Source organism: Phycicoccus flavus, assembly GCF_004025965.2.
GTDB classification, from domain to species: Bacteria; Actinomycetota; Actinomycetes; order Actinomycetales; family Dermatophilaceae; genus Phycicoccus; species Phycicoccus flavus.
This window is the reverse complement of the sequence record NZ_SAYU02000003.1, coordinates 1-22921: the sequence shown is the minus strand read 5'-3', so window position 1 is coordinate 22921 and position 22921 is coordinate 1. Positions and strand designations below refer to the sequence as shown.

Annotated in this window: 17 protein-coding genes; 16 read left to right on the top strand and 1 reads right to left on the bottom strand. The window is 73.4% G+C overall.

Annotated elements, in window-relative coordinates; all coding sequences use genetic code 11:
• The first annotated feature begins 1 nt into the window (after position 1).
• From ftsW to EPD83_RS01745, 16 genes are all read left to right on the top strand, one after another.
• A complete protein-coding gene (gene ftsW, locus EPD83_RS01820; RefSeq protein WP_128367125.1) occupies positions 2-1258 on the top strand; it encodes a putative lipid II flippase FtsW in 1257 nt (418 codons plus the stop codon).
• Entirely contained in the window at positions 1255-2349 is a 1095-nt protein-coding gene (gene murG / locus EPD83_RS01815) for an undecaprenyldiphospho-muramoylpentapeptide beta-N-acetylglucosaminyltransferase (RefSeq protein WP_128367488.1), read from the top strand. Before ftsW ends, murG begins: the two co-directional genes overlap by 4 nt.
• Before the next feature lie 94 nt (positions 2350-2443).
• Positions 2444-3802 (top strand): UDP-N-acetylmuramate--L-alanine ligase, encoded by a 1359-nt coding sequence (murC, locus tag EPD83_RS01810; RefSeq protein ID WP_407676009.1) that lies wholly within the window; start codon positions 2444-2446, stop codon positions 3800-3802.
• The gene (locus EPD83_RS01805; protein ID WP_128367490.1) at positions 3799-4548 is read left to right on the top strand and encodes a cell division protein FtsQ/DivIB; all 750 of its coding nucleotides are present in this window, start codon (positions 3799-3801) and stop codon (positions 4546-4548) included. The genes murC and EPD83_RS01805 overlap by 4 nt, the downstream gene beginning before the upstream one ends.
• A 275-nt stretch (positions 4549-4823) precedes the next feature.
• Positions 4824-6125: a cell division protein FtsZ gene (gene ftsZ, locus EPD83_RS01800; RefSeq protein ID WP_165566143.1), complete on the top strand. Its 1302-nt coding sequence runs from the start codon at positions 4824-4826 to the stop codon at positions 6123-6125.
• 34 nt (positions 6126-6159) lie between these two features.
• Positions 6160-6867 (top strand): polyphenol oxidase family protein, encoded by a 708-nt coding sequence (locus tag EPD83_RS01795; protein WP_165566142.1) that lies wholly within the window; start codon positions 6160-6162, stop codon positions 6865-6867.
• Positions 6864-7559, top strand: a complete 696-nt coding sequence (locus tag EPD83_RS01790; protein WP_128366916.1) for a YggS family pyridoxal phosphate-dependent enzyme — start codon at positions 6864-6866, stop codon at positions 7557-7559. Before EPD83_RS01795 ends, EPD83_RS01790 begins: the two co-directional genes overlap by 4 nt.
• Before the next feature lie 55 nt (positions 7560-7614).
• The gene (locus tag EPD83_RS01785) at positions 7615-8088 is read left to right on the top strand and encodes a cell division protein SepF (protein WP_128366917.1); all 474 of its coding nucleotides are present in this window, start codon (positions 7615-7617) and stop codon (positions 8086-8088) included.
• A gap of 63 nt (positions 8089-8151) precedes the next feature.
• Positions 8152-8445, top strand: coding sequence for a YggT family protein (locus EPD83_RS01780; protein WP_128366918.1), 294 nt, complete (start codon positions 8152-8154; stop codon positions 8443-8445).
• 131 nt (positions 8446-8576) lie between these two features.
• Entirely contained in the window at positions 8577-10013 is a 1437-nt protein-coding gene (locus EPD83_RS01775) for a DivIVA domain-containing protein (protein WP_128366919.1), read from the top strand.
• Positions 10014-10193: 180 nt separating this feature from the next.
• Positions 10194-11246, top strand: coding sequence for a TraR/DksA family transcriptional regulator (locus EPD83_RS20925; RefSeq protein WP_165566141.1), 1053 nt, complete (start codon positions 10194-10196; stop codon positions 11244-11246).
• Positions 11219-11812 (top strand): signal peptidase II, encoded by a 594-nt coding sequence (lspA, locus tag EPD83_RS01765; RefSeq protein WP_128366921.1) that lies wholly within the window; start codon positions 11219-11221, stop codon positions 11810-11812. The genes EPD83_RS20925 and lspA overlap by 28 nt, the downstream gene beginning before the upstream one ends.
• A complete protein-coding gene (locus EPD83_RS01760) occupies positions 11805-12728 on the top strand; it encodes an RluA family pseudouridine synthase (RefSeq protein ID WP_165566140.1) in 924 nt (307 codons plus the stop codon). Before lspA ends, EPD83_RS01760 begins: the two co-directional genes overlap by 8 nt.
• A 69-nt stretch (positions 12729-12797) precedes the next feature.
• Positions 12798-17576 (top strand): DNA polymerase III subunit alpha, encoded by a 4779-nt coding sequence (dnaE, locus tag EPD83_RS01755; protein WP_128367156.1) that lies wholly within the window; start codon positions 12798-12800, stop codon positions 17574-17576.
• A gap of 131 nt (positions 17577-17707) precedes the next feature.
• Positions 17708-19453 carry a bifunctional metallophosphatase/5'-nucleotidase gene (locus EPD83_RS01750; protein ID WP_128367186.1) on the top strand — a complete coding sequence of 582 codons (1746 nt, stop codon included), beginning with the start codon at positions 17708-17710 and terminating at the stop codon, positions 19451-19453.
• Positions 19454-19533: 80 nt separating this feature from the next.
• On the top strand, positions 19534-21684 hold the full coding sequence (locus tag EPD83_RS01745) for a S9 family peptidase (protein WP_128367187.1): 2151 nt from the start codon (positions 19534-19536) through the stop codon (positions 21682-21684).
• A gap of 60 nt (positions 21685-21744) precedes the next feature.
• Here the strand turns inward: EPD83_RS01745 and EPD83_RS01740 are convergent, their stop codons facing one another.
• A complete protein-coding gene (locus EPD83_RS01740) occupies positions 21745-22599 on the bottom strand; it encodes a universal stress protein (RefSeq protein ID WP_128367188.1) in 855 nt (284 codons plus the stop codon).
• Positions 22600-22921 lie beyond the last annotated feature (322 nt).

Below are 22921 nucleotides of genomic sequence, written 5' to 3'. Positions count from 1 at the left end.
GGTGACGAGCACCACCGCGCCGGCGCGCGAGCCGGTCCGCGGCGCCACGGGCCTGCGGGGCTGGGCGCAGCGGCTGGACAGCCCGGTCGCCACGTACTACCTGCTGCTGGCGCTCACGGCGGCCCTCGTCGTCTTCGGCCTCATCATGGTGCTGTCGGCGAGCGCCATCGTCTCCCTCGACGAGACCCGGTCCGCGTACTCGATCTTCACCACCCAGGCGGTCTACGCGACGCTCGGCGCCGTCGTCCTCCTCGTCGCCTCGAGGATCTCCGTCGGCGGCTGGAAGCGGCTGGCGGTCCCGGTGCTGCTCGGCGGCATGGCCCTGCAGATGCTCGTCTTCACCCCGCTCGGCGACGCCTTCCAGGGCAACCGGAACTGGGTGCGCCTCGGGCCGGTGAGCATCCAGCCCAGCGAGGTCGTCAAGATCGGGCTCGTCCTCGCCGGCGGCGCGGTCCTGGCCCGCAAGCGCCGGCACCTGCGCTCCTTCACCCACGTCCTCGTGCCCTACCTCGTGCCCATGGTCGCCGTCGCGGTCGGGCTCGTCGCCCTCGGACACGACCTCGGCACCGTCATGGTGCTCGGCGCCATCGTCGCCGGGGTCCTCTACGCCGCCGGGGTCCCGGTGCGCTGGTTCGCCGTCGCGGGCGTCCCCTTCGTCGGCATGGTCGTCGCGTTCGTCCTCTCCAGCTCCAACCGGCTCGGCCGGTTGGAGGTCTGGCTCGGCCGCGACACCGACCCGTGGGGGCCGGCCCGTCAGCCGATCCACGGCCGCTACGCCCTCGCCGACGGCGGCTGGCTCGGCCTCGGCCTTGGGCAGTCCCGCGAGAAGTGGGGCCTGCTCTCCGAGCCGCACAACGACTTCATCTTCGCGATCATCGGCGAGGAGCTCGGGCTGCCGGGCACGCTCGCGATCCTCCTGCTCTTCGGCGGCCTGGCGCTCACCTGCTACCGGCTCGTCAGCCGGTCCGACGACTTCTTCGTCCGGGTCGTCACGGCCGGGGTCATGACCTGGATCGTGGTCCAGGCGGCGGTGAACATCGGTGCCGTCATCGGCCTGCTCCCGGTCATCGGCGTGCCGCTGCCGCTCGTGTCCTCCGGCGGGTCCTCGCTCATCACGACGATGGGCGCCCTCGGCATCCTCCTGTCCTTCGCCCGGCACGAGCCCGGCTGCGCCGAGTCCCTGCGCGCACGCTCGTCCTCGCTGCGACGGTCGATGGCCGTCGTCTCCGGCGCCGTCCGGCGGGGACGCGCCACGTGAGCGCCGCCGCCCTGCGCTCGGTGCTGCTCGCCGGCGGCGGCACGGCCGGGCACGTCTCGCCGCTGCTCGCCCTCGCCGACTGCCTGCGCCGCCACGACCCCGACGTCGACGTCGCCGCCCTCGGCACCCACACCGGCCTGGAGGCCCGGCTCGTCCCGGCCCGTGGCTACCCGCTGCACGAGGTGCCCCGGGTGCCCTTCCCGCGCCGGCCCGACGCCGCGCTCCTGCGGCTGCCGAAGAACCTCGGCGGCGCCGTCACTGCGGCCGAGCGCGCCATCGAGACCACCGGGGCCCAGGTCGTCGTCGGCTTCGGCGGCTTCGTCGCCTCGCCCGCCTACCTCGCCGCCCGCCGCACCGGCACCCCCGTCGTCGTCCACGAGGCCAACGCCCGTCCCGGCCTGGCCAACCGGCTCGGGGCCCGGATGGCCGCCCACGTCGCCGTCGCCTTCCCGGGCACCCCGCTGCGCCGCGCCGTCGTCACCGGCATCCCGCTGCGGCAGGAGATCGCCACCCTGGACCGCCCCGCCCGGCGCGCGGAGGCGCTGGAGCACTTCGGGCTCGAGGACCGCCCGACCCTGCTCGTCACCGGCGGCTCGCTCGGGGCACAGCGGCTCAACGACGCGTTCGCCGGGGCGGCGGGCGCGCTGTCGGCGGCCGGCGTCCAGGTCCTCCACGTCACCGGGGCCGGCAAGGACGTCACCCCGCAGGACGTCACCGGCGCCACGTACCGGGTCCTGGACTACTGCGACCGGATGGACCTCGCCTACGCCGCCGCCGACCTCGCCGTCGTGCGCTCCGGGGCGAACACCGTCGCCGAGCTCAGCGCCGTCGGGCTGCCGGCCGTCTACGTGCCGCTGCCGGTGGGCAACGGCGAGCAGCGGCTCAACGCGGCCACCGTGCTGGACGCCGGCGGCGGGCTGCTCGTCGAGGACGCCGCGGTCAACGCCGACTGGGTGCGCGAGGTCGTCGTCCCGCTGGCGCAGGACACCCCGCGGGTGGCGGCGATGTCCGCGGCCGCGGCCTCGGTGGGGGAGCGTGACGGCGACGAGAAGCTCGCCGACCTCGTCGTGCGCGCCGCGCAGGGGCGCTGACGTGCCCGGCCGCTCCCGGTTCGACCTCGACGCGCCCGTCCCGCCGTGGGACGCGCTCGGCGCCGTGCACCTCGTCGCCATCGGGGGCGCGGGGATGTCCGCCGTCGCGCGCCTCCTCCTGGCTCGCGGGGTCGCCGTGAGCGGCTCGGACGCCGCCGACACCCCCGGCCTGCGCGCCCTGACCGCCGCCGGGGCCCGCACCTGGGTCGGCCACGACGCCGCGCACGTCGAGGGCGCCGACACCCTCGTCGTCTCCTCCGCAGTGCGGGAGGACAACCCCGAGCTCGCCGCGGCCCGCGCCGCCGGACTGCGGGTGCTGCACCGCTCGCAGGCGCTGGCCTCGCTCATGGCCGGCTCGCGCGGGGTGGCCGTCGCCGGGGCCAACGGCAAGACGACGACGACCGCGATGCTCGCCGACGCCCTCGTCCTCGCCGGGGCCGACCCGTCCTTCGCCTGCGGCGGCGAGGTCGCCCGGCTGGGGACGAACGCCGCCATCGGCTCCGGGGACGCGTTCGTCGTCGAGGCCGACGAGAGCGACGGCACCTTCGTCGTCTACCGGCCCGAGATCGGCGTCGTCACGAGCGTCCAGCCCGACCACCTCGACTTCTACGGCACGGCCGAGAACGTCGCCGCCGCCTACGGGGAGTTCGCCGCCACGATCGCCGCCGACGGCCTCCTCGTCGCCTGCCAGGACGACCCGGGCGCCCGCGCGCTGGCCGACGCGGTGCGCGCGGCCGGCAGGCGGGTCCTCACCTACGGCACCGCCGAGGACGCGGACGTGCGGGTGCTGCAGAGCCGGGCGGTCGGGCTCGGCTCGGAGTCGGTGCTGCGCTGGTCCGGTGGAGAGCAGCCGCTCACCCTCCACGTCCCCGGGCCGCACAACGTCCTCGACGCCGTCGCCGCGTTCACCGCCGCCGTCGAGGGCCTCGGGGCCGACGCCGCCTCGGTGCTCGCCGGCCTCGCGGCGTTCACCGGCGCGCGCCGGAGGTTCGAGGTCCGCGGCGAGGTCCGCGGCGTCACCGTCGTCGACGACTACGCGCACAACCCGGCCAAGGTCGCCGCCGTCGTGTCCACCGCCGCCGACGTCGTCCGGCGCGCCGGGCGGGGCCGGGTGCTCGTCGTGTTCCAGCCGCACCTCTACAGCCGCACCCGCGACTTCGCGCAGGGCTTCGCCGAGGGTCTCGCCCCCGCCGACCACGTCGTGCTCCTCGAGATCTACGGCGCCCGCGAGGAGCCCATGCCCGGGGTGTCCTCGGCGCTGGTCGGCGACCCGCTCGCGGCGCTGCCGGGGGAGCGGTCGGTGCGGGTCGGGCTCTCGCCCGAGGAGGCCGTGCGGCACGTCGCCGGGCTCGCCGCGCCCGGGGACCTCGTGCTCACCGTCGGCGCCGGTGACGTCACCGCGCTCGGGCCCCACCTGCTCGCGGCCCTGGCCGAGGGGGAGGACGACGCGTGACCGCCACCCGCACCGACCCCGCCGTCGGCCTCGCGTCGTCGGCCACCCGGTTCCGCGACCGGGCCATCGACCGGCGCCGCCGACCCTGGCGCCGCGTGCTCGGTGGCCTGCTCGCCGCCGCCGTCGTCGCCGGGGGCGGGTACGTCGCCGGGTGGACCGACCTGCTCGGCGTTCACGACGTTCAGGTCGTCGGGGTGAGCGGGGCCGAGGAGCGCGCCGTCCGCCGGCTCGTCGGGGTGCCCGAGGGCACGCCGCTGGCCCGGGTCGACACCGGGGCCGTCGAGGCCGCGGTCCGCCGCCGGGTCACCGTGGCCGAGGTCTCCGTGCACCGGGCCTGGCCGCGCACGCTCGAGGTCGACGTCGTCCCGCGCACCGCGTCCATCGTCGTGCGCACCCCGGACGACCGGCTCGAGGTCGTCGACGCCACGGGGGTCGCCTTCGGCACCGTCCGCAAGGCGCCGCGCGGCGTCCCGCTCGTCACCGCCCGCGGCGAGGAGGCGATGACCCCGGAGGCCCTGCACGCCGCGCTCGCCTTCCTCGAGGCGCTGCCCGAGGACCTCGAGCGGCAGGTGACCGCCGTCGGCGTCAGCAGCGCGAACCTCGTGACCTTCCGGATGCCGGGGCGCACCGTCGTCTGGGGCGGGGAGTCGCAGGGCGAGCTCAAGGTGCGGGTGCTGCGGACGCTGCTCACGACCCGGGCGCGGACCATCGACGTCAGCGCGCCCGAGACCCCGGTCACCCGCTGACCTCGTCGACGTCGCGGCGCGCAGCCGAACAGCCGGACGCGTGTGAGCCGTGTGGTCCGTGTGACTCGTGAGGCGGGTGTGTCGCACGGCGATCGGCGTGGCAGGATTTCGCCCACGGGATGTCGCGACACGCCTACCCCGTGTCAGGTCAGACCCCCGGGACGGACGTAGCGTCGTCCCTCGACAGCACGTGACCGAACCGTAACGCTCGACCTGAGGTCGAGAGTCACCCCGGCCGCATCGCCCCGACCCTGCCGAAGTGGAAGGCCCCAGCCGTGGCATCACCCCAGAACTACCTCGCCGTCATCAAGGTCGTCGGCATCGGCGGCGGCGGTGTCAACGCCATCAACCGGATGATCGAGGTCGGCCTCAAGGGGGTCGAGTTCATCGCGGTGAACACCGACGCCCAGGCGCTGCTCATGAGCGACGCCGACGTCAAGCTCGACGTCGGCCGCGAGCTCACCCGCGGCCTCGGCGCCGGCGCGGACCCCGACGTCGGCAAGAAGGCCGCCGAGGACCACGCCGAGGAGATCGAGGAGGTCCTCAAGGGCGCCGACATGGTCTTCGTCACCGCCGGCGAGGGCGGCGGCACCGGCACCGGCGGCGCGCCCGTCGTGGCCCGCATCGCCAAGGGCCTCGGGGCTCTGACCATCGGCGTCGTCACCCGTCCGTTCACCTTCGAGGGCCGCCGTCGCGCCAACCAGGCCGAGACCGGCATCGCCGGGCTGCGCGAGGAGGTCGACACCCTCATCGTCATCCCCAACGACCGGCTGCTGTCGATCAGCGACCGCGGCGTGTCGATGCTCGACGCCTTCCGCAGCGCCGACCAGGTGCTGCTCTCGGGTGTCCAGGGGATCACCGACCTCATCACCACCCCGGGCCTGATCAACCTCGACTTCGCCGACGTCAAGTCCGTCATGCAGGGCGCCGGCTCGGCGCTCATGGGCATCGGCTCGGCGCGCGGCGAGGACCGCGCCGTCCAGGCCGCCGAGCTCGCGATCTCCAGCCCGCTCCTCGAGGCGAGCATCGACGGCGCGCACGGCGTGCTCCTGTCGATCCAGGGCGGCAGCGACCTCGGCCTGTTCGAGATCAACGAGGCCGCGCGCCTGGTCCAGGAGGCCGCGCACCCGGAGGCGAACATCATCTTCGGTGCGGTCATCGACGACGCCCTCGGCGACGAGGTGCGCGTCACCGTCATCGCCGCCGGCTTCGACGGCGGGGCCCCCGTCCGTCGCCAGGACGACCGTGCCCTGGGGACGATCCAGGGCCGTCCGGTGCCGCCGGCCGTCCCGCCCGCCTCGGTCCCCGCGGACCCGCCGCCCAGCGCCCCGGCCGCGCCTTCGACGCCCGGCGCCCCGCCGAGCCCGGGGTCCGCGCCCTACGCCGCCCCGGCGCCGAGCACGCCGACGCCGGCCCCCGCCGAGCGTCCCGAGCCCGCCGCCGCGCCCCGCGAGGACGACGCCCCCGTCCGCACCGAGCGCGAGACGACGGCGCCGGAGCCCGCCCGCCAGCAGCCGCCGCGGACGGTGACCTTCGAGGGTGACGACGACCTCGACGTGCCCGACTTCCTGCGCTGAGCCGCGTCGCCGGGCCGCCGTCTACGGTGGACCCGTGTTCATCTGGGACGAGCAGGCCGGCGGGGTCCGCCGGGCCGTCACCGACCGGCGCGGGGGAGTGAGCACCGGCGACTTCGCCGGGCTCAACCTCGCCCGGCACGTGGGGGACGAGGACGCCGCCGTGGACGAGAACCGGCGTCTGCTCGCGCAGGAGGTCGGTGACCCCGTCGTCTACATGGAGCAGTGCCACGGCGCGCAGGTGGCGGTGGTCGACGCCGTGCCGGAGCGGGCACCGTCGGTCGACGCCCTCGTGACGACGACGCCGGGGCTCACGCTCGCGGTGCTCGTCGCCGACTGCGTCCCGCTCCTGCTCGCCAGCCCCGAGGGGGTCCTCGCCGCCGTCCACGCGGGCCGTCCCGGCCTCGTCGCCGGTGTCGTCCCGGCGGCGCTCGAGGCCGTGCGCGACCTCGGCGCCACCACCGTCGACGCCGTCGTCGGACCCTCGGTCTGCGGACGCTGCTACGAGGTGCCGGCCGCCATGCGCGACGACGTCGTCGCCCGCCACCCCGCGGCCGCGGCGGAGTCGTGGACCGGGACGCCGGCGCTCGACGTGGGCGCCGGGGTCGTCGCCGTCCTCGAGGGGCTCGGCGTCACGGTCCGCCGGCTGCCGGGCTGCAGCAGGGAGCACCCCGACCTGTACTCCTACCGCGGCGCCCGCACCACCGGACGCTTCGCCGGCGTCGTCCGGCGGGAGGCCGCGTGACCGGCCGCCGCGAGGAGCTGGCCGAGCGGCTGGCCGCCGTGCGGGCCCGGGTCGAGTCGGCGCTGGCCGCCGCCGGGCGCGAGGACCCCGTCACGCTCGTCGCCGTCACCAAGTGGTTCCCCGCGAGCGACGTCGACCTGCTCGCCGACCTCGGGGTCACCGACGTCGGTGAGAACCGCGACCAGGAGGCGAGCGCCAAGCTCGAGGAGGTCGCGGACCCGGGCCGGCTGACCGTCCACTTCGTCGGGCAGGTGCAGACGAAGAAGGCCGGGTCGGTGGCGCGCTACGCCGACGTCGTGCACTCCCTCGACCGCGACCGCCTGGCCCACGCCCTGGACCGCGCCGCCGCGCGGGAGGGCCGCGTCCTCGACGTCCTGCTCCAGGTCGGCCTCGACACCTCCGGCGGCCGCGGGGGCGTCGAGCCCGCCGCGCTGCCCGCCCTCGCCGAGGAGGTCGCGGGCCTGGAGCACCTGCGGCTGCGCGGCCTCATGGCCGTCGCGCCGCGCGAGGAGCCCGCCCGTCCCGCCTTCGCCCGGCTCGCCGCCCTGGCCGCCGACCTGCGGGCCGACCACCCGGACGCGACGTGGCTCTCGGCCGGCATGAGCGCCGACCTCGAGGACGCGGTCGCGGAGGGGGCGACACACCTGCGTGTCGGGTCCGCAATCCTCGGATCTCGCGAGTCACACCGGTAACTTCGGTCACGACGCACGGCACCGACAGGTGGGGCCGACGACCGAGGAGCACGTGATGGCTGGCGCACTGCGCAAGACGATGGTCTACCTGGGCCTCGCCGAGGACCAGGGCCACTACGACGACGAGTACTACGAGGGCTACGACGAGCCCGAGGTCGACGAGCGCACCGAGCACCGGGCCGAGGTCACGCCCCTGCCGACCCGCCGCCCGGTCGCCGAGGTCGTGCGCAGCCACGACGCCACGAACGTCTCGCGGATCACGACGATCCACCCGCGGACGTACAACGAGGCCAAGACGATCGGTGAGAACTTCCGCGACTCCGTGCCGGTGATCATGAACCTCACCGACATGAGCGACGCCGACGCCAAGCGCCTCGTCGACTTCGCGGCCGGCCTCGTGTTCGGTCTGCACGGCAGCATCGAGCGGGTCACCTCCAAGGTGTTCCTCCTCTCGCCGGAGGCCGTGGAGGTCAACGCCGAGGAGGGTCCCGTCGCCGCCGGCGGCCGGGCCGTCTTCAACCAGAGCTGACCGGGCCGGACCGCAGCGCCCCCGGGCGACTCCGCCGCAGGTGGATGGGTCACACTCGTCCTCATGAAGCCCGTCCTCGCGATCCTCGCCTTCGTGGTCTTCCTGTACCTCGTCGTGCTCATCGGGCGGGTGGTCTTCGACTGGATCCGCATCTTCGCGCGTGACTGGCGTCCGCGCGGCCCCGTGCTGCTCGTCGCCGAGCCCGTCTACACCCTCACCGAGCCGCCGCTGAAGGCGCTGCGCCGGATCGTCCCGCCGCTGCGGCTCGGGGCGGTCAACGTCGACCTGTCCTTCATGATCCTGTTCTTCGGCGTCATCATCCTCCAGGCGATCCTGTCGGGCCTCGCCTACCGCTGACCGCCGCGTCACTTCCGTACACACCTGTCACGCGAGCCCCCCGATCGCGTAGTCTGTCCGGCGGACCCCCGGCGAGCACCATGGCGAAAGCCGCGGGACCGATCGTGACCGACCGGCCACCAGGAGTTCACATGGCTCTCTCTCCCGAGGACGTCCTCAACAAGACGTTCACCCAGACCCAGTTCCGTCGTGGGTACGACGAGCGCGAGGTCGACGACTTCCTCGACGACATCGTCGCCGAGATGCGGCGGATGACCAAGGAGTCCGACGACCTGCGCGGCGAGCTCAGCACCTGCCGCGAGGGCAAGGGCATGGCGCCCGCGTACTCGCGCGCCGACGCCGACGCCGCGACCCGCGACCTCGAGGAGCTGCGCTCCAAGAACGCGACGCTGGCCGCCCGGGTCTCCGAGCTCGAGGGCACCCGCAGCGAGCTCACCGCCCGCCTCGGCGAGTTCGAGAACAAGAGCGGCGACGGCGAGGCCCGCGCCGCCGAGCTGCAGGGCACGGTGAGCCAGCTGGAGCACCGCAACGCCGAGCTCGAGCAGCAGTCCGCCGACCTGCGCCAGCAGCTCGAGGAGCTGCGCTCCGCCGGTGGTGACTCCGACGCCCGGGTCGCGGACGCCGAGCGTCGCGCCACCGAGCTCGAGCACCACGCCACCCAGATCGAGCGGCACGCCGGCGGTCTCGAGGAGCGCGTCCGCGACCTCGAGGGCCAGCTGGAGCAGGCCCGCGGGGAGGCCGCGTCCGCCGTCGGCGAGCGCGACCAGCACGCGGCGGCCCTGGCGTCCGCCCGTGAGGACGCCGGCGCCGAGACCTCCGAGCAGATCTCGACGCTCGAGGCCCGGCTGCAGGAGGCCACCCAGGCCCAGCAGGAGGCCGAGGGTCGCGCCCAGGAGATCCAGAGCCGCCTCGAGGACGCCGAGAACCGCCTCCGCGAGGCCGAGAACCGTGCGGAGCAGGCCGAGCGCAACGCCCAGCAGGGCGGCGACGGCGTCGGTGCGGCGGCCCTCGCGGGTGCCGGCGGCGGCGCCAGCGCGGCCGGGGTCATCGCCCTCGCGCAGCGCCTCCACGACGAGCACGTCGCGGCCGGTGAGTCCAAGCGCGACGAGCTCGTGTCCGAGGGGCAGCGCAAGCACGACGAGATGCTCGGCACCGCGCAGCGCAAGCACGACGAGCTGATCAGCTCGGGGCAGTCGCAGCACGACGAGCTCGTCTCCACGGGCCAGTCCCAGCACGACGAGCTCGTGTCGACCGCGACCTCGCAGCGTGACGAGATGATCGGCACCGCGACGACGCAGCGCGACGAGATGCTCACCGAGGCCCGCGAGCGGTCCACCGGCATGGTGGCCGAGGCGCAGCAGAAGAAGGCCTCGATCCTCGAGGAGCTCGGCCGCGAGCGCGGGCTGCTCGAGCGCAAGATCGAGGAGCTGCGCGGCTTCGAGCGCGACTACCGCACCCGCCTGCACGACTACATCCAGGGTCAGCTCAACGACCTGCGGAGCGTCGGCGGGGACGAGGAGGAGTCCGTGCAGGAGGCCAACGAGCCGCAGCACGAGCACCAGGGCTGACACCCACCGCACGACGGTACGAGGGGTCCGGGCACGTCCCGGGCCCCTCGGCCGTTGTCACCGGACGGTAGGCTCACCGGCGTCCTCGCGACTCCGGGCCGCCCGCCCTCAGGTCGTTCGCAGTTCTCCTCCTCGTACCGGCCGGTCGTCAGGACCGGCCCGACCCCCGGAAGGCTCCTCATGGTTGTCAAGCGGACGGTGTCGGCCGCGAAGAAGGTCGGCGCGGCGGCCGCCCGGGCCGTCGCCCGGCAGGCGGGCACCGGCCGCTCCGGGACGGCGGCCGCCGACGCGTCCGCGACCGACGGTGCCGCGGCGACGAGGAGCACGGCGACGACGTCCTCGGGAGCGAAGAAGGCGCCGGCGTCGAAGGCCACGGCCGCCAAGAAGACCGCCGGGAAGAAGGCCGCCGGCGAGACGTCCGCCGCGACGAAGACCGCCGGCAAGAAGACCGGTGCGACGAAGACCGCCGGCAAGAAGACCGCGTCGAAGGCCACGGCCGCGACGAAGACCGCCAGCACGAAGACCACCGGGACGAAGACTGCGTCGAAGGCCACGTCCGCGACGAAGACCGCCGGGACGAAGAGCGCGTCGAAGACGACGGCCGCGACGAAGACCGCCGGCACGAAGACCGCCGGCAAGAAGACCGCCGGGACGAGCACGACCGGCACCGCCGGGACCACGACCACTCCGGCCGCCCAGGCCACGACGACGGAGAAGACGACGAACACGAAGAAGTCCGCCGCGACCACCGCGACGAAGACCACGACCGCCGACCCCTCGACCACCGCCGGCACGCCGGCGAAGAAGGCAGCCAAGAAGTCCGCGAAGAAGGCGACCCCGGCGACCCTGCCGGTCCGTGAGGGCGAGTCCGCGTGGACCGCGGCAGAGGTCCGCGAGGTGCGCGCCGAGCTCGAGCGCGACATCGAGCAGCTGACCGACGAGCTCCGGCACGCCGAGAGCGACCTCGTCGACCTCATGCGCGACTCCGGCGACGGGGCGGGCGACGACGAGGCCGACGCGGGCGCCAAGACCTACGAGCGCGAGCAGGAGATCAGCCTCGCGAACAACGCCCGCGAGATGCTGGAACAGACCGAGCACGCCCTGGAGCGGCTCGACACGGGCACCTACGGCACCTGCGAGTCGTGCGGGAACCCCATCGGCAAGCTGCGGCTCCAGGCGGCTCCGCGCGCGACCCTGTGCATGCCGTGCAAGACGAAGCAGGAACGCCGCTGACGGCGGCCGAGCCGGCTCCGCCCCCCGCCGCCCCGGCCGGCAGCGCCGGGCGGCGGCGGCCGCGCACCCTGCTCGTCCTCATCGCCGTCGTCGTGCTCCTCGCGGACCAGGCGACCAAGATCCTCGCCCTCGCCCTGCTCACCCCGGGTGAGCCGGTCGACGTCATCGGCTCCGCGATCCGGCTCAACCTCATCCGCAACCCCGGCGCCGCGTTCTCGCTCGGGGACGGGTCCACGTGGGTGCTCACGATCGTCTCCCTCGCGATCCTCGTCGGGGTCGTCGTCGCCGCCCGCCGGGTCGCGAACCGGCCGTGGGCGGTGGCGCTGGGGATGCTCCTCGGGGGCGCCATCGGCAACCTCGTCGACCGGCTCGTGCGCGAGCCCGGCCCCGGTCGCGGGCACGTCGTCGACTTCATCGACTACTTCGGCTGGTTCATCGGCAACGTCGCGGACATCGCCATCGTGCTCGCCGCCGGCGTCGTCGTGCTCCTGGCCCAGCGCGGCGTCCCGCTCGGGCGCCCGGCCACGGCGGCGGACGCCGGGACCGACGAGGACGCCGATGCCTGAGCAGCGCACGATGCTCGTGCCCGACGGCCTCGAGGGCGAGCGGGTCGACGCGGCCATCGCCCGGCTGTTCGGGCTCTCCCGCACCAAGGCCGCCGACCTCGCCGCCGCCGGTGAGGTGTCGGTCAACGCCAGCAGCGTCGGCAAGAGCCACCGGGTGACTGCCGGCGACCTGCTCGAGGTCGCGATCCCGAGCGGTCCGACGAGCCCGAGCCTCGAGGTCGTCGCCGAGCCGGTGCCCGGCATGCGGGTCGTCCACGACGACGAGGACGTCGTCGTCGTCGACAAGCCCGTGGGCGTCGCCGCGCACCCGAGCGTCGGCTGGCGCGGGCCGAACGTCCTCGCCGGCCTCAAGGCCGCCGGCTACCGGATCTCCACGAGCGGGGCCAGCGAGCGCCAGGGCATCGTCTCCCGGCTCGACGTCGGCACCTCCGGCCTCATGGTCGTGTGCAAGAGCGAGCGCGGGTACTCCGTGCTCAAGCGTGCGTTCAAGGAGCGGCGGGTCGAGAAGACCTACCACACCCTCGTGCAGGGCCTGCCCGACCCGCTCACCGGCACGGTCGACGCGCCGATCGGCCGGCACCCGGGGCACGACTACAAGTTCGCGGTCATGGACTCCGGCAAGCCCGCCGTCACCCACTACGAGCTCCTCGAGGCCTTCCGGCACGCCAGCCTGCTCGACATCCGGCTCGAGACCGGGCGCACCCACCAGATCCGGGTGCACATGGCCGCGGTCCGCCACCCCTGCGTCGGGGACCCGCTGTACGGCGCGGACCCGTCGCTGGCGCGCCGGCTGGGCCTGGAGCGGCAGTGGCTGCACGCCGTCGGGCTGGGGTTCGAGCACCCCGGGTCAGGGCAGTGGGTCACCTTCGAGAGCGGCTACCCGCGCGACCTCCAGGACGCCCTCGACCGTCTCTGAGCCACCCGCGCGCGACACGGACGACGACACGCCGAGACGTGTCACCGGGCCGATCTACGATGGGCGGCGATGTCGACCCCGCCCGCCTCCAGCCCCGCCCCCTCCGCCCGTCCGAAGGGGTCGGACCAGTTCGTCCACCTGCACGTGCACACCGAGTACTCGATGCTCGACGGCGCCGCCCGCATCGGTGACCTCTTCACCCGCGCGGCCGAGTTGGGGATGCCGGCGCTGGCCACCACCGACCACGGCTACGTCTTCGGCGCCTACGAGTTCTGGAAGAAGGCCCAGGGCACCGGCGTCAAGCCGATCATCGGCGTCGAGGCCTACGTCACGCCGGGCACGCACCGCACCGACAAGACCCGCGTGAAGTGGGGCGACGAGCGCACCCGACCCGGCGACGACGTGTCCGGCAACGGCGCCTACACGCACATGACGCTGCTGGCGAAGGACAACGACGGGCTGCGCAACCTCTTCCGGCTCGACAGCCAGGCGTCGCTGGACCAGGTGTACGCGAAGTGGCCGCGCATCGACCGCGACCTCCTCGACCGCTACGGCAGCGGGCTCGTCGCCACCACCGGCTGCCCCTCCGGCGAGATCCAGACCCGGATCCGGCTCGGCCAGTACGACCTCGCGAAGCAGGCGGCCTCGGACTACCGGGACCTCTTCGGCGCGGAGAACTACTTCTGCGAGCTCATGGACCACGGCCTGGACATCGAGCGCCGGGTGCAGCAGGACCTCCTGCGCATCGCCCGCGAGCTCGACATCCCGCTGCTCGCGACCAACGACCTGCACTACACCGCCCGCGAGGACGCCACCGCCCACGGCGCGCTCCTGTGCGTGCAGTCCGGGTCGACGATGATGGACCCCAACCGGTTCAAGTTCGACTCCGACGACTTCTACCTCAAGTCCGCCGAGGAGATGCGCCACACCTGGCGCGAGCTGCCCGAGGCCTGCGACAACACCCTCCTCGTCGCCGAGATGTGCGACATCTCCTTCACCGAGGGCGAGGGCCGGTACATGCCCCGCTTCCCCTGCCCGCCGGGGGAGACCGAGGAGTCCTGGTTCGTCAAGGAGGTCGAGAAGGGCCTGCGCGAGCGCTTCCCCGAGGGCGTCCCCGACTACGCCCGCCGGCAGGCCGAGTACGAGACCGACGTCATCACGACCAAGGGGTACTGCTTCACGCCGGAGACCCCGGTCCTCATGGCCGACGGCGGCTGGCGCGAGATCGCAGACGTCTCGGTCGGCGACCGCGTCACCTCCGTCGACACCCGGTCCTTCCGAGGCCGCGCCGCGACCGTCGAGCGGGTCCTCACCCGCGAGGTCGCCGAGGACCTGCACCTGATCCGCCCGTTCGGCCAGGTGTTCCCGATCAAGGCGACGGCCGAGCACCCGTTCCTCGTGGCGCACCGGGGGTGGGTCGAGGCGCGGGACGTCGTGCCGGGCGACGAGGTCCTGCTCCCGCAGCCGGACGTCGCGCCCTACCAGGACCTCGATCTGGCGTCGATGATGGCGACCAACGGCTGGGTCCTGCGGACCACCGAGGACGGCCGGGTCGCCCGGATGGGCAAGAGCGAGCGGCGGGCCGCGCGACCCGACCTCGGCACCATGCCCGGCAAGGTGGAGTGGTCCGAGGACCTCATGTGGCTCCTCGGGCTGTGGGTGGCCGAGGGGCACCTGTACGACCCCGACGGCGAGGTCAACCCGGGGCAGGTCGGGTGGACCCTGCACCGCGACGAGCCCGCCGTCTCCCGGCTCACGGAGGTCGCGGAGCGTCTGGGCCTCGGCACGCCTCGGGTGTACTCCAAGGCCTCCGCGTGCGCGCCCGAGCACCAGGGTGTCGCGGTCATGCTGACCAACCACCCGCTCGCACTGCTCCTGCGCGAGCTGTTCGGCTGCGGCGTCCGCCACAAGTCGGTCCCGGAGTGGGTGCTGTCGGTGCCCGAGGCCGGCCTCCGTGCGTTCGTCGCGGGATGGCACGAGGGCGACGGGTACGTCGACCGGCGTGGTAAGTGGATGGTGACGACGGTCGACGACGTGCTTGCGCGTCAGCTGCGCGGGATACTCCTGCGCCTGGGGCAGTGGGCGACCGTCACCCGCAGCCCGAGCCAGCGGGCCTACAAGATCCAGTGGATCCCGGAGAACCGCAAGCAGCCCTACGACGCACGGCTGATCGACGGCCGCTGGTGGGTGCGGGTCCGGACCGTGGACCGCGAGCGCTACGAGGGGACCGTCTACAACCTCACGGTGTCCGGCGACCACACCTACGTCGCCGAAGGAGTCGCCGTCCACAACTGCGGCTACTTCCTCGTGGTCGCCGACTTCATCACCTGGGCCAAGACCAACGGCATCCGCGTCGGTCCCGGCCGTGGCTCCGGTGCGGGCTCGATGTGCGCCTACGCGATGAAGATCACCGACCTCGACCCCGTCCCGCACGGCCTGATCTTCGAGCGGTTCCTCAACCCCGAGCGTGCGTCGATGCCCGACTTCGACGTCGACTTCGACGAGCGCCGGCGCGGTGAGGTCATCCGCTACGTCACCGAGAAGTACGGCGACGACCGCGTCGCGCAGATCGTCACCTACGGGACCATCAAGGCCAAGCAGGCGGTCAAGGACTCCTCGCGGGTCATGGGTCACCCGTTCGCCGTCGGCGAGCAGCTGACCAAGGCGATGCCGGCCGACGTCATGGGCAAGGGCGTGCCGCTCTCGGGCATCTACGACCCCGAGCACCCGCGCTACGGCGAGGGCAAGGAGTTCCGCGACCTCGTCGCCACCGAGCCCCACCTCCAGGAGGTCGTCGAGACCGCCAAGGGCCTGGAGGGGCTGAAGCGGCAGTGGGGCGTGCACGCCGCCGGCGTCATCATGTCCAGCGAGCCGCTCGTCGACGTCATCCCCATCATGCGGCGGCTGCAGGACGGCCAGGTCATCACCCAGTTCGACTACCCGAGCTGCGAGAACCTCGGCCTGGTCAAGATGGACTTTCTCGGCCTGCGCAACCTCACGATCCTCGACGACGCCATCGAGAACGTGAAGGCCAACCGCGGCGAGGACATCGACCTCGACGCGCTGACCAAGACCCTCGACGACAAGCCCGCCTACGAGCTGCTGCAGCGCGGCGACACCCTCGGGGTCTTCCAGCTCGACGGCGGCGGCATGCGCACGCTGCTCAAGCTCATGCAGCCGGACACCTTCGAGGACATCTCCGCGGCCCTCGCGCTCTACCGGCCCGGGCCGATGGGCGTCAACGCGCACACGAACTTCGCGCTGCGCAAGAACGGCAAGCAGGAGCTCGTCCCGCTCGACCCGCAGCTGAAGGGCAAGCTGCAGCCGGAGATGGTGCAGGCCCTGGAGCCGATCCTCGGCACGACCTACGGCCTGGTCATCTACCAGGAGCAGGTCATGGAGATCGCCCAGAAGCTCGCCGGGTACACCCTCGGCACCGCCGACCTCCTGCGCCGCGCGATGGGCAAGAAGAAGAAGGAGGTGCTCGACAAGGAGTACGAGCCCTTCTCCGCCGGCATGCGGGAGAAGGGGTTCAACGAGGCCTCGGTCGCGGCCCTGTGGGGCGTCCTCGTCCCGTTCTCGGACTACGCCTTCAACAAGGCGCACACCGCGGCCTACGGGCTGGTCTCGTACTGGACCGCCTACCTCAAGGCGAACTACCCGGCCGAGTACATGGCGGCGCTGCTCACGAGCGTCGGCGACGACAAGGACAAGTCCGCCCTCTACCTCGGCGAGTGCCGGCGGATGGGCATCAAGGTGCTGCCGCCGGACGTCAACGACTCCGTCGGCCAGTTCGCGGCCGTCGGCACCGACATCCGCTTCGGGCTCAACGCGATCCGCAACGTCGGGGCCAACGTCGTCGCCGAGATCATCGCCGCCCGCGAGGCCAAGGGCCGCTTCGAGTCCTTCGAGGACTTCGTCTCCAAGGTGCCGCTGGTCCCGCACGGGTCCACGGAGGAGGAGCGCAAGCGCTCGACCTCGCTCAACAAGCGGACCATCGAGTCCCTCGTCAAGGGCGGGGCCTTCGACGGCCTCCAGGAGCCCCGGCTCGGTCTCACCCGGATCTACGAGCAGTACGTCGACGAGTACGCGAACCTCCAGAAACAGCAGGTCATCGGCCAGGACAGCCTCTTCGACGCGCTGCTCGGCGGCGGGGAGGACGACCTCCAGAAGGCCGTCATGGGGCTGCCGCCGGTGCCGCAGGTCGAGTGGGACAAGAGCGTCAAGCTCAAGGAGGAGCGCGAGATGCTCGGGCTCTACGTGTCCGACCACCCGCTCTTCGGCGTCGAGCACGTCCTCACCGCGCACGCCGACACCCAGATCGCGAGCCTCACCGCCGACGAGGGCGGGCGTCCCGAGGGCGCAATGGTCACGGTCGCGGGGCTCATCACCGGCCTTCAGGTCAAGCGCACGAAGAAGGGCGACCTCTGGGCCATCGCCACCGTCGAGGACCTCGCCGGCTCCATCGAGTGCCTGTTCTTCCCCAGCGCCTACATGACCGTGCAGGGGATGCTCCAGCAGGACCTCATCGCCGTCGTGCGCGGGAAGCTCAACAAGCGAGACGACGCGGTGTCGATCTACGCCCAGGAGCTCACGCTGCCCGACGTCTCGGACGGTCCGCGCGGACCGGTGGTCGTGACGATGGAGACCCGGCGGGCCACGGACGAGACGATCAACGAGCTCAAGGCGGTGCTGCTCGACCATCCCGGGCAGACCGAGGTGCGGCTGCGGCTGGTCCAGCCGGGGCGGTCGGTGGACCTCCTGGCCGTGCCGGACTACCGGGTCACCGCGGACGAGCGGCTGTTCGGGGACCTCAAGGTGCTCCTCGGTCCCCGCTGTATCTCCTGACCCGCTCGTCACATCACGAACGGGTGAACCCTCCGCGACCAGCGCGTTTCCCCGGCCGTGGGTCTTTCACCTCGCCGCGCGATTGACCTATGGTGGGCCGCGCCTGACCCAACCCCAGGAGAGCCAAACACATGAACTCGACTCGTCGACGCGTGCTCGGTGCCGGTATCGCGGCCACCGCCATCGCGGCCCTCGTGGCCGGAACCCCGGCTGCGGCGAAGGGGAAGCCCGAGACCAAGGGCAACCCCAACCTCACCTCCATCCAGCTGCTGTCGTTCAACGACTACCACGGCCACCTCGAGCCCACCGACGGGCCGCTGAGCAGGACCCTCGACCCGAGCCAGACCCCGGCCGGTGGCGGCGTCCACCTGGCCACGGCGCTCGCGGAGCTGCGCAAGAGCGCGCCCGGCGGGAACTCGCTGACGGTCGCCGCCGGCGACCTCATCGCCGGCTCTCCGTTCCTCTCCGGGCTGTTCCACGACGAGCCCTCGGTCGAGTCACTCAACGCGATGCACCTCGACGTGAGCAGCGTCGGCAACCACGAGTTCGACGAGGGCACCGACGAGCTGCTGCGCATGCAGAACGGCGGCTGCCACCCGGTCGACGGCTGCTACTTCCCGAACCAGCCCTACGCCGGCGCCGACTTCTCGTGGCTCGCGGCGAACGTCGTCAAGAAGAGCGACGGTCAGACGCTGCTGCCCGGGTCCTGGGTGAAGAGCATCGGCGGCACCAAGGTCGGCTTCATCGGCATGACCCTCGAGGGCACCCCCACCCTCGTCGACCCGGCCGGCGTCGCGAGCGTCGACTTCAAGGACGAGGTCGAGACCGCGAACATGCAGGCCGCGGCCCTGAAGAAGCAGGGCGTCAAGGCCATCGTCGTCCTCCTGCACGAGGGCGGCTACCAGTCGGGCACCTACCAGCAGTGCGTGGGCATCTCGGACCCGATCAAGACGATCGCCGAGACGATGACCCCCGAGGTCGACGCCATCGTCACCGGCCACACCCACCAGCCCTACGTCTGCGACATCCCGGACCCGGCGGGCAACCCCCGCCTCGTCACCAGCGCCGCGTCCTACGGCCAGGTCGTCACCGACACCACCCTCGTGGTCAACACCAAGAGCGGCGAGGTCATGCGTGACCGCACGAGCGCGACCAACGTCCTCGTCGCCCGGTCGACCTACCCGGCGGACCCGACCCAGCAGAGCATCATCGCCAAGTGGAACTCCCTCGCGGGCGCCCTCGGCCAGCGGGTCGTCGGCTCCAACACCGAGGACATCCTCGGCGACTCCAGCACCTGCCGCTGCGCCGAGACCCCCATGGGCGACCTCGTCGCCGACGCGATGCTCTGGGGCACCCAGGCGCCGGAGAACGGTGGCGCGCAGATCTCGCTCATGAACATCGGCGGTGTCCGCGCCTCCCTGCGCTACGCGCCGAAGTACACCGAGGGCGCCGGCCAGATCACCTACAAGGAGGCCTACGACATCGCGCCGTTCGGCAACATCCTCACCTCGATGGACCTCACCGGGGCCGAGCTCAAGGCCGTCCTGGAGCAGCAGTACGTCCCGGGTCGTCCGGGCGGCCGCGACGCGCTGGCGCTCGGTGTCTCCGAGGGCTTCTCCTACACCTGGGACGCCACGCAGCCGGCCGGCTCGCGGGTCGTCCCCGGCTCGATGACCCTGAACGGGCAGACGATGGACATGGGTGCGACCTACCGCGTCTCCACCCTGAACTTCCTCGCCAACGGCGGTGACTCCTTCACCGCCTTCTCGGCCGGGAAGAACATCCTCGGCGGCAACGAGGACCTCGCGAACCTCGTCGCCTACTTCGAGGCCAACCCGGGGCTCACCGCCCCGGCGGACCGGGTGTCCGGTCTCTGACCGACCCCACCCGCACGAGGGCCGCATCCCACCCGGGGTGCGGCCCTCGCCGCGTCGGGGCACCGGGATAGCGTGGCGGCATGCCGAGCCCGACCCCCGACGCCTCGCCGACGCCCCCCGTCGCGCCGCGCCACCCGCACGTGCGCGAGCACCACGGCGACCGCGTCGAGGACCCCTACTGGTGGATGCGCGACCTGGAGAGCCCCGAGCTGCGGGCGTACCTGGACGCCGAGAACGCCTACGCCGAGGCCGTCACGGCCTCCCTCGCGCCGTTGCGCCGGGCGGTGTTCGAGGAGATCCGCGAGCGCGTCCAGGAGGACGACCTCTCGGTCCCCGTCGCCAGCGGGCCCTGGTGGTACCTCAGCCGCACCGCCGAGGGCAAGCAGTACGCGAGCCACGTGCGGGTCCCGCGGACCGAGGGCGATGCCCGGCCCCGGCCCGAGGACGGGACGCTCGCGGGGGAGGAGGTCGTGCTCGACGGCAACGTCGAGGCCGGCGACTCGGAGTTCTTCGCGGTCGGCGCCCTCACCGTCAGCCACGACCACCGGCTCGTCGCGTTCGGGGTCGACACGGCCGGTGACGAGCGCTTCGACCTCGTCGTCCGCGAGATCGCGAGCGGCCGGGTGCTCGACGACTCGGTGCGCGGCATCGGCTACGGCGTCGAGCTCAGCCGTGACGGGTCCTTCGCCTTCTACACCCGGCTCGACGACGCCTGGCGCCCCCACCAGCTGTGGCGGCACCGGGTCGGCGGCGACCCCGCCGAGGACGTCCTGGTCCATCAGGAGGACGACGAGCGCTTCTGGATGGGCGTCGGCTCCAGCCGGGACGAGCGGTGGCTCATGCTGGTGCTGGGGTCGAAGACGACGAGCGAGGTGCACCTGCTCGACGCCGCGGACCCCGAGGGCGAGTGGCGGGTCGTCGCCCCGCGCCGCGACGGCGTCGAGTACGACGTCGAGCCCGCCGCCGACCGCCTGCTCGTCCTGCACAACGCCGACAACCCGGACTCGGACCTGGCCTGGGCGCCGTTGGAGGCGACGAGCCACGAGCAGTGGGTGCCGCTGCTGGCCGCCGGCGACGGTGAGCGCTTCACGTCGGTGGACGCCTTCGACACCGCGACGGTGCTCTCGCTGCGGACCGGCGGGCTGCCGGCGGTGCGGGTGCTGCCCCGCGACGTCACGTCCGTCTCCGGGCACGGGACGCCCTGGGACGTGGCGGTCGACCTCGCGGTCGCCTCGGTCGGTCTCGGTGACAACCCCGAGCCGGACCAGCGCGCCATCCAGGTCGTCGTCGAGTCGTGGGTGACCCCGCGGACCGTCCTGGACGTCGACCTCGGCACGCGGGAGAGCACCGTCCTGAAGCGCCAGCCGGTGCTCGGCGGGTTCGACCCCGCCGACTACGAGGAGTCGCGGGAGTGGGCCGACGCGCCGGACGGGACCCCGGTCCCGGTCTCCGTCGTCCGCCGGCGCGGCGTCACCCCCGACGGCGGCAACCCGGGCCTGCTCGGGGCGTACGGCGCCTACGAGATCTCCAGCGACCCGTACTTCTCGGTGGCCCGGCTGTCCCTGCTCGACCGCGGTGTCGTGCACGCCACCGCCCACGTGCGCGGCGGCGGAGAGATGGGCCGGCGCTGGTACGACGGCGGGAAGATGGCGGCCAAGACCACCACCTTCACCGACACCGTCGCCGTCGCGCGGCACCTGGTGTCCTCCGGCTGGGTGGCGCCGGACCGGCTCGGCCTCGAGGGCGGGTCGGCCGGCGGGCTGCTCGTCGGCGCCGTGCTCAACAGCGCCCCCGAGCTGTTCGCGGTGGCCCACGCGGCGGTGCCGTTCGTCGACGCGCTGACGACGATCCTCCAGCCCGAGCTGCCGCTGACCGTGGGGGAGTGGGAGGAGTGGGGCGACCCCCTCCACGACGCCGCGGTGTACGCCGCGATGCGGGCCTACTCCCCGTACGAGAACGTGCGGGCCACGACGTACCCGGCGATTCTCGCGACGAGCAGCCTGCACGACACGCGCGTGTACGTCACCGAGCCCGCCAAGTGGGTGGCGCGCCTGCGCGAGACGGTGACCAACGACCCCGCCGAGCGGCCCATCGTGCTGCGCACCGAGATGTCGGCCGGGCACGGCGGGCGCTCGGGTCGGTACGCCGCGTGGGAGCAGCTGGCCTGGGAGTGGGCGTTCGTCCTGGACCGGCTCGGGGCCACCGAGCGGCTGGGGCCGACGGGCCGCTGACCCGCGGCGCGGGCCCGGTGCCGGCCGGCGGGTGACGCCGGCCGGCGGGCTCCACGAGGGTCAGCGGGTGACGAGCACCGGGCAGGCGCTGCGGGCGACGAGGCGCAGGGCCGTCGACCCGACGTGCAGCCCCTGGAAGCCGCCGGTGCCGCGGCTGCCGACGACGAGCAGGCTCGCGCCCTCGGTGTGCGCCGCCAGGGCGTGGACCGGCTCGTCGCGCAGGATGTGCACCTCGCACTTGACCTCGGGCACCTCGGTGCTCGTGAGGGCGGTGCGCACCCGCTGCTCGACGACGCGCTCGTACTCCTCCCAGCTCGACGCGCGGCCGAGCGTGGGGTCGGCGGCGCCCTTGGCCTGCCAGGTGTGCACGACCTCGAGGGTGCCGTCGAGCACGCCGGCCTCGCGGGCGCCGGCCCGCAGCGCCTCGAGCGAGTCGTCCGAGCCGTCGACGCCGACGACGACCCGGCTGCCGGGGACCGGAGCGCCGCCCGTCTCGTGGCCGACGACGAGGACGGGGCACTGCGCGTGGGTGAGCACCTGCATCGCGACCGCGCCCATCGTCGCCCGGCTCAGCAGCCCGAACCCGACGGCGCCGACGACGACGAGGTCCGCCGAGCGCGAGGAGGAGATGAGCGCCTGGCTGGCGTAGCCGTCCTGCAGCCCGGTCGTCACGGTGAGGTCCGGGTGGGCGGCGTGGGCCCGGGCCGCGGCGGCCGCGAGCAGCTGCCGCCCGTGCCCGGTCACCGCCGTCCGGTCGCTGAGCGCCCCGAAGCCGAGCATCGGCAGGTCGGGGGCGAAGGCGTGCAGCACGTGGAGGGACATCCCCCGGCTGCTCGCGTAGTGGGAGGCCTGGAGGACCGCCGTCGTCGACAGGGGGGACCCGTCGACTCCGACGACGACACGGGACTGGCTCATCGTCCGTCCTTTCCGCTGGTGGAGGACCCGGCGGCGGGCCGGCGCGGCGCTGCGGTGGAACGGTCCGTCGTCGTGCAGGGGCCGGTGCGGCCCCACTTCCGACCCTGCTCCGCCGCACCCTTTCCCGCCAGGGACGGATGTCATGGCCGGACCGTGTCGTCCGTCGCCCTCCGGTCCGGGCCGGGGAGCCGACCGCCTAGGTGTACCCGGCCAGGACGTTGGTGACGGATAGGCGTTGACGACGAGGAGAACCTCCGGGTGGGGTGTGGGTGTCTAAGTCCTACTCCGCCCGGAGGTTCTCGTGGCCCACGCTAACGCTCGT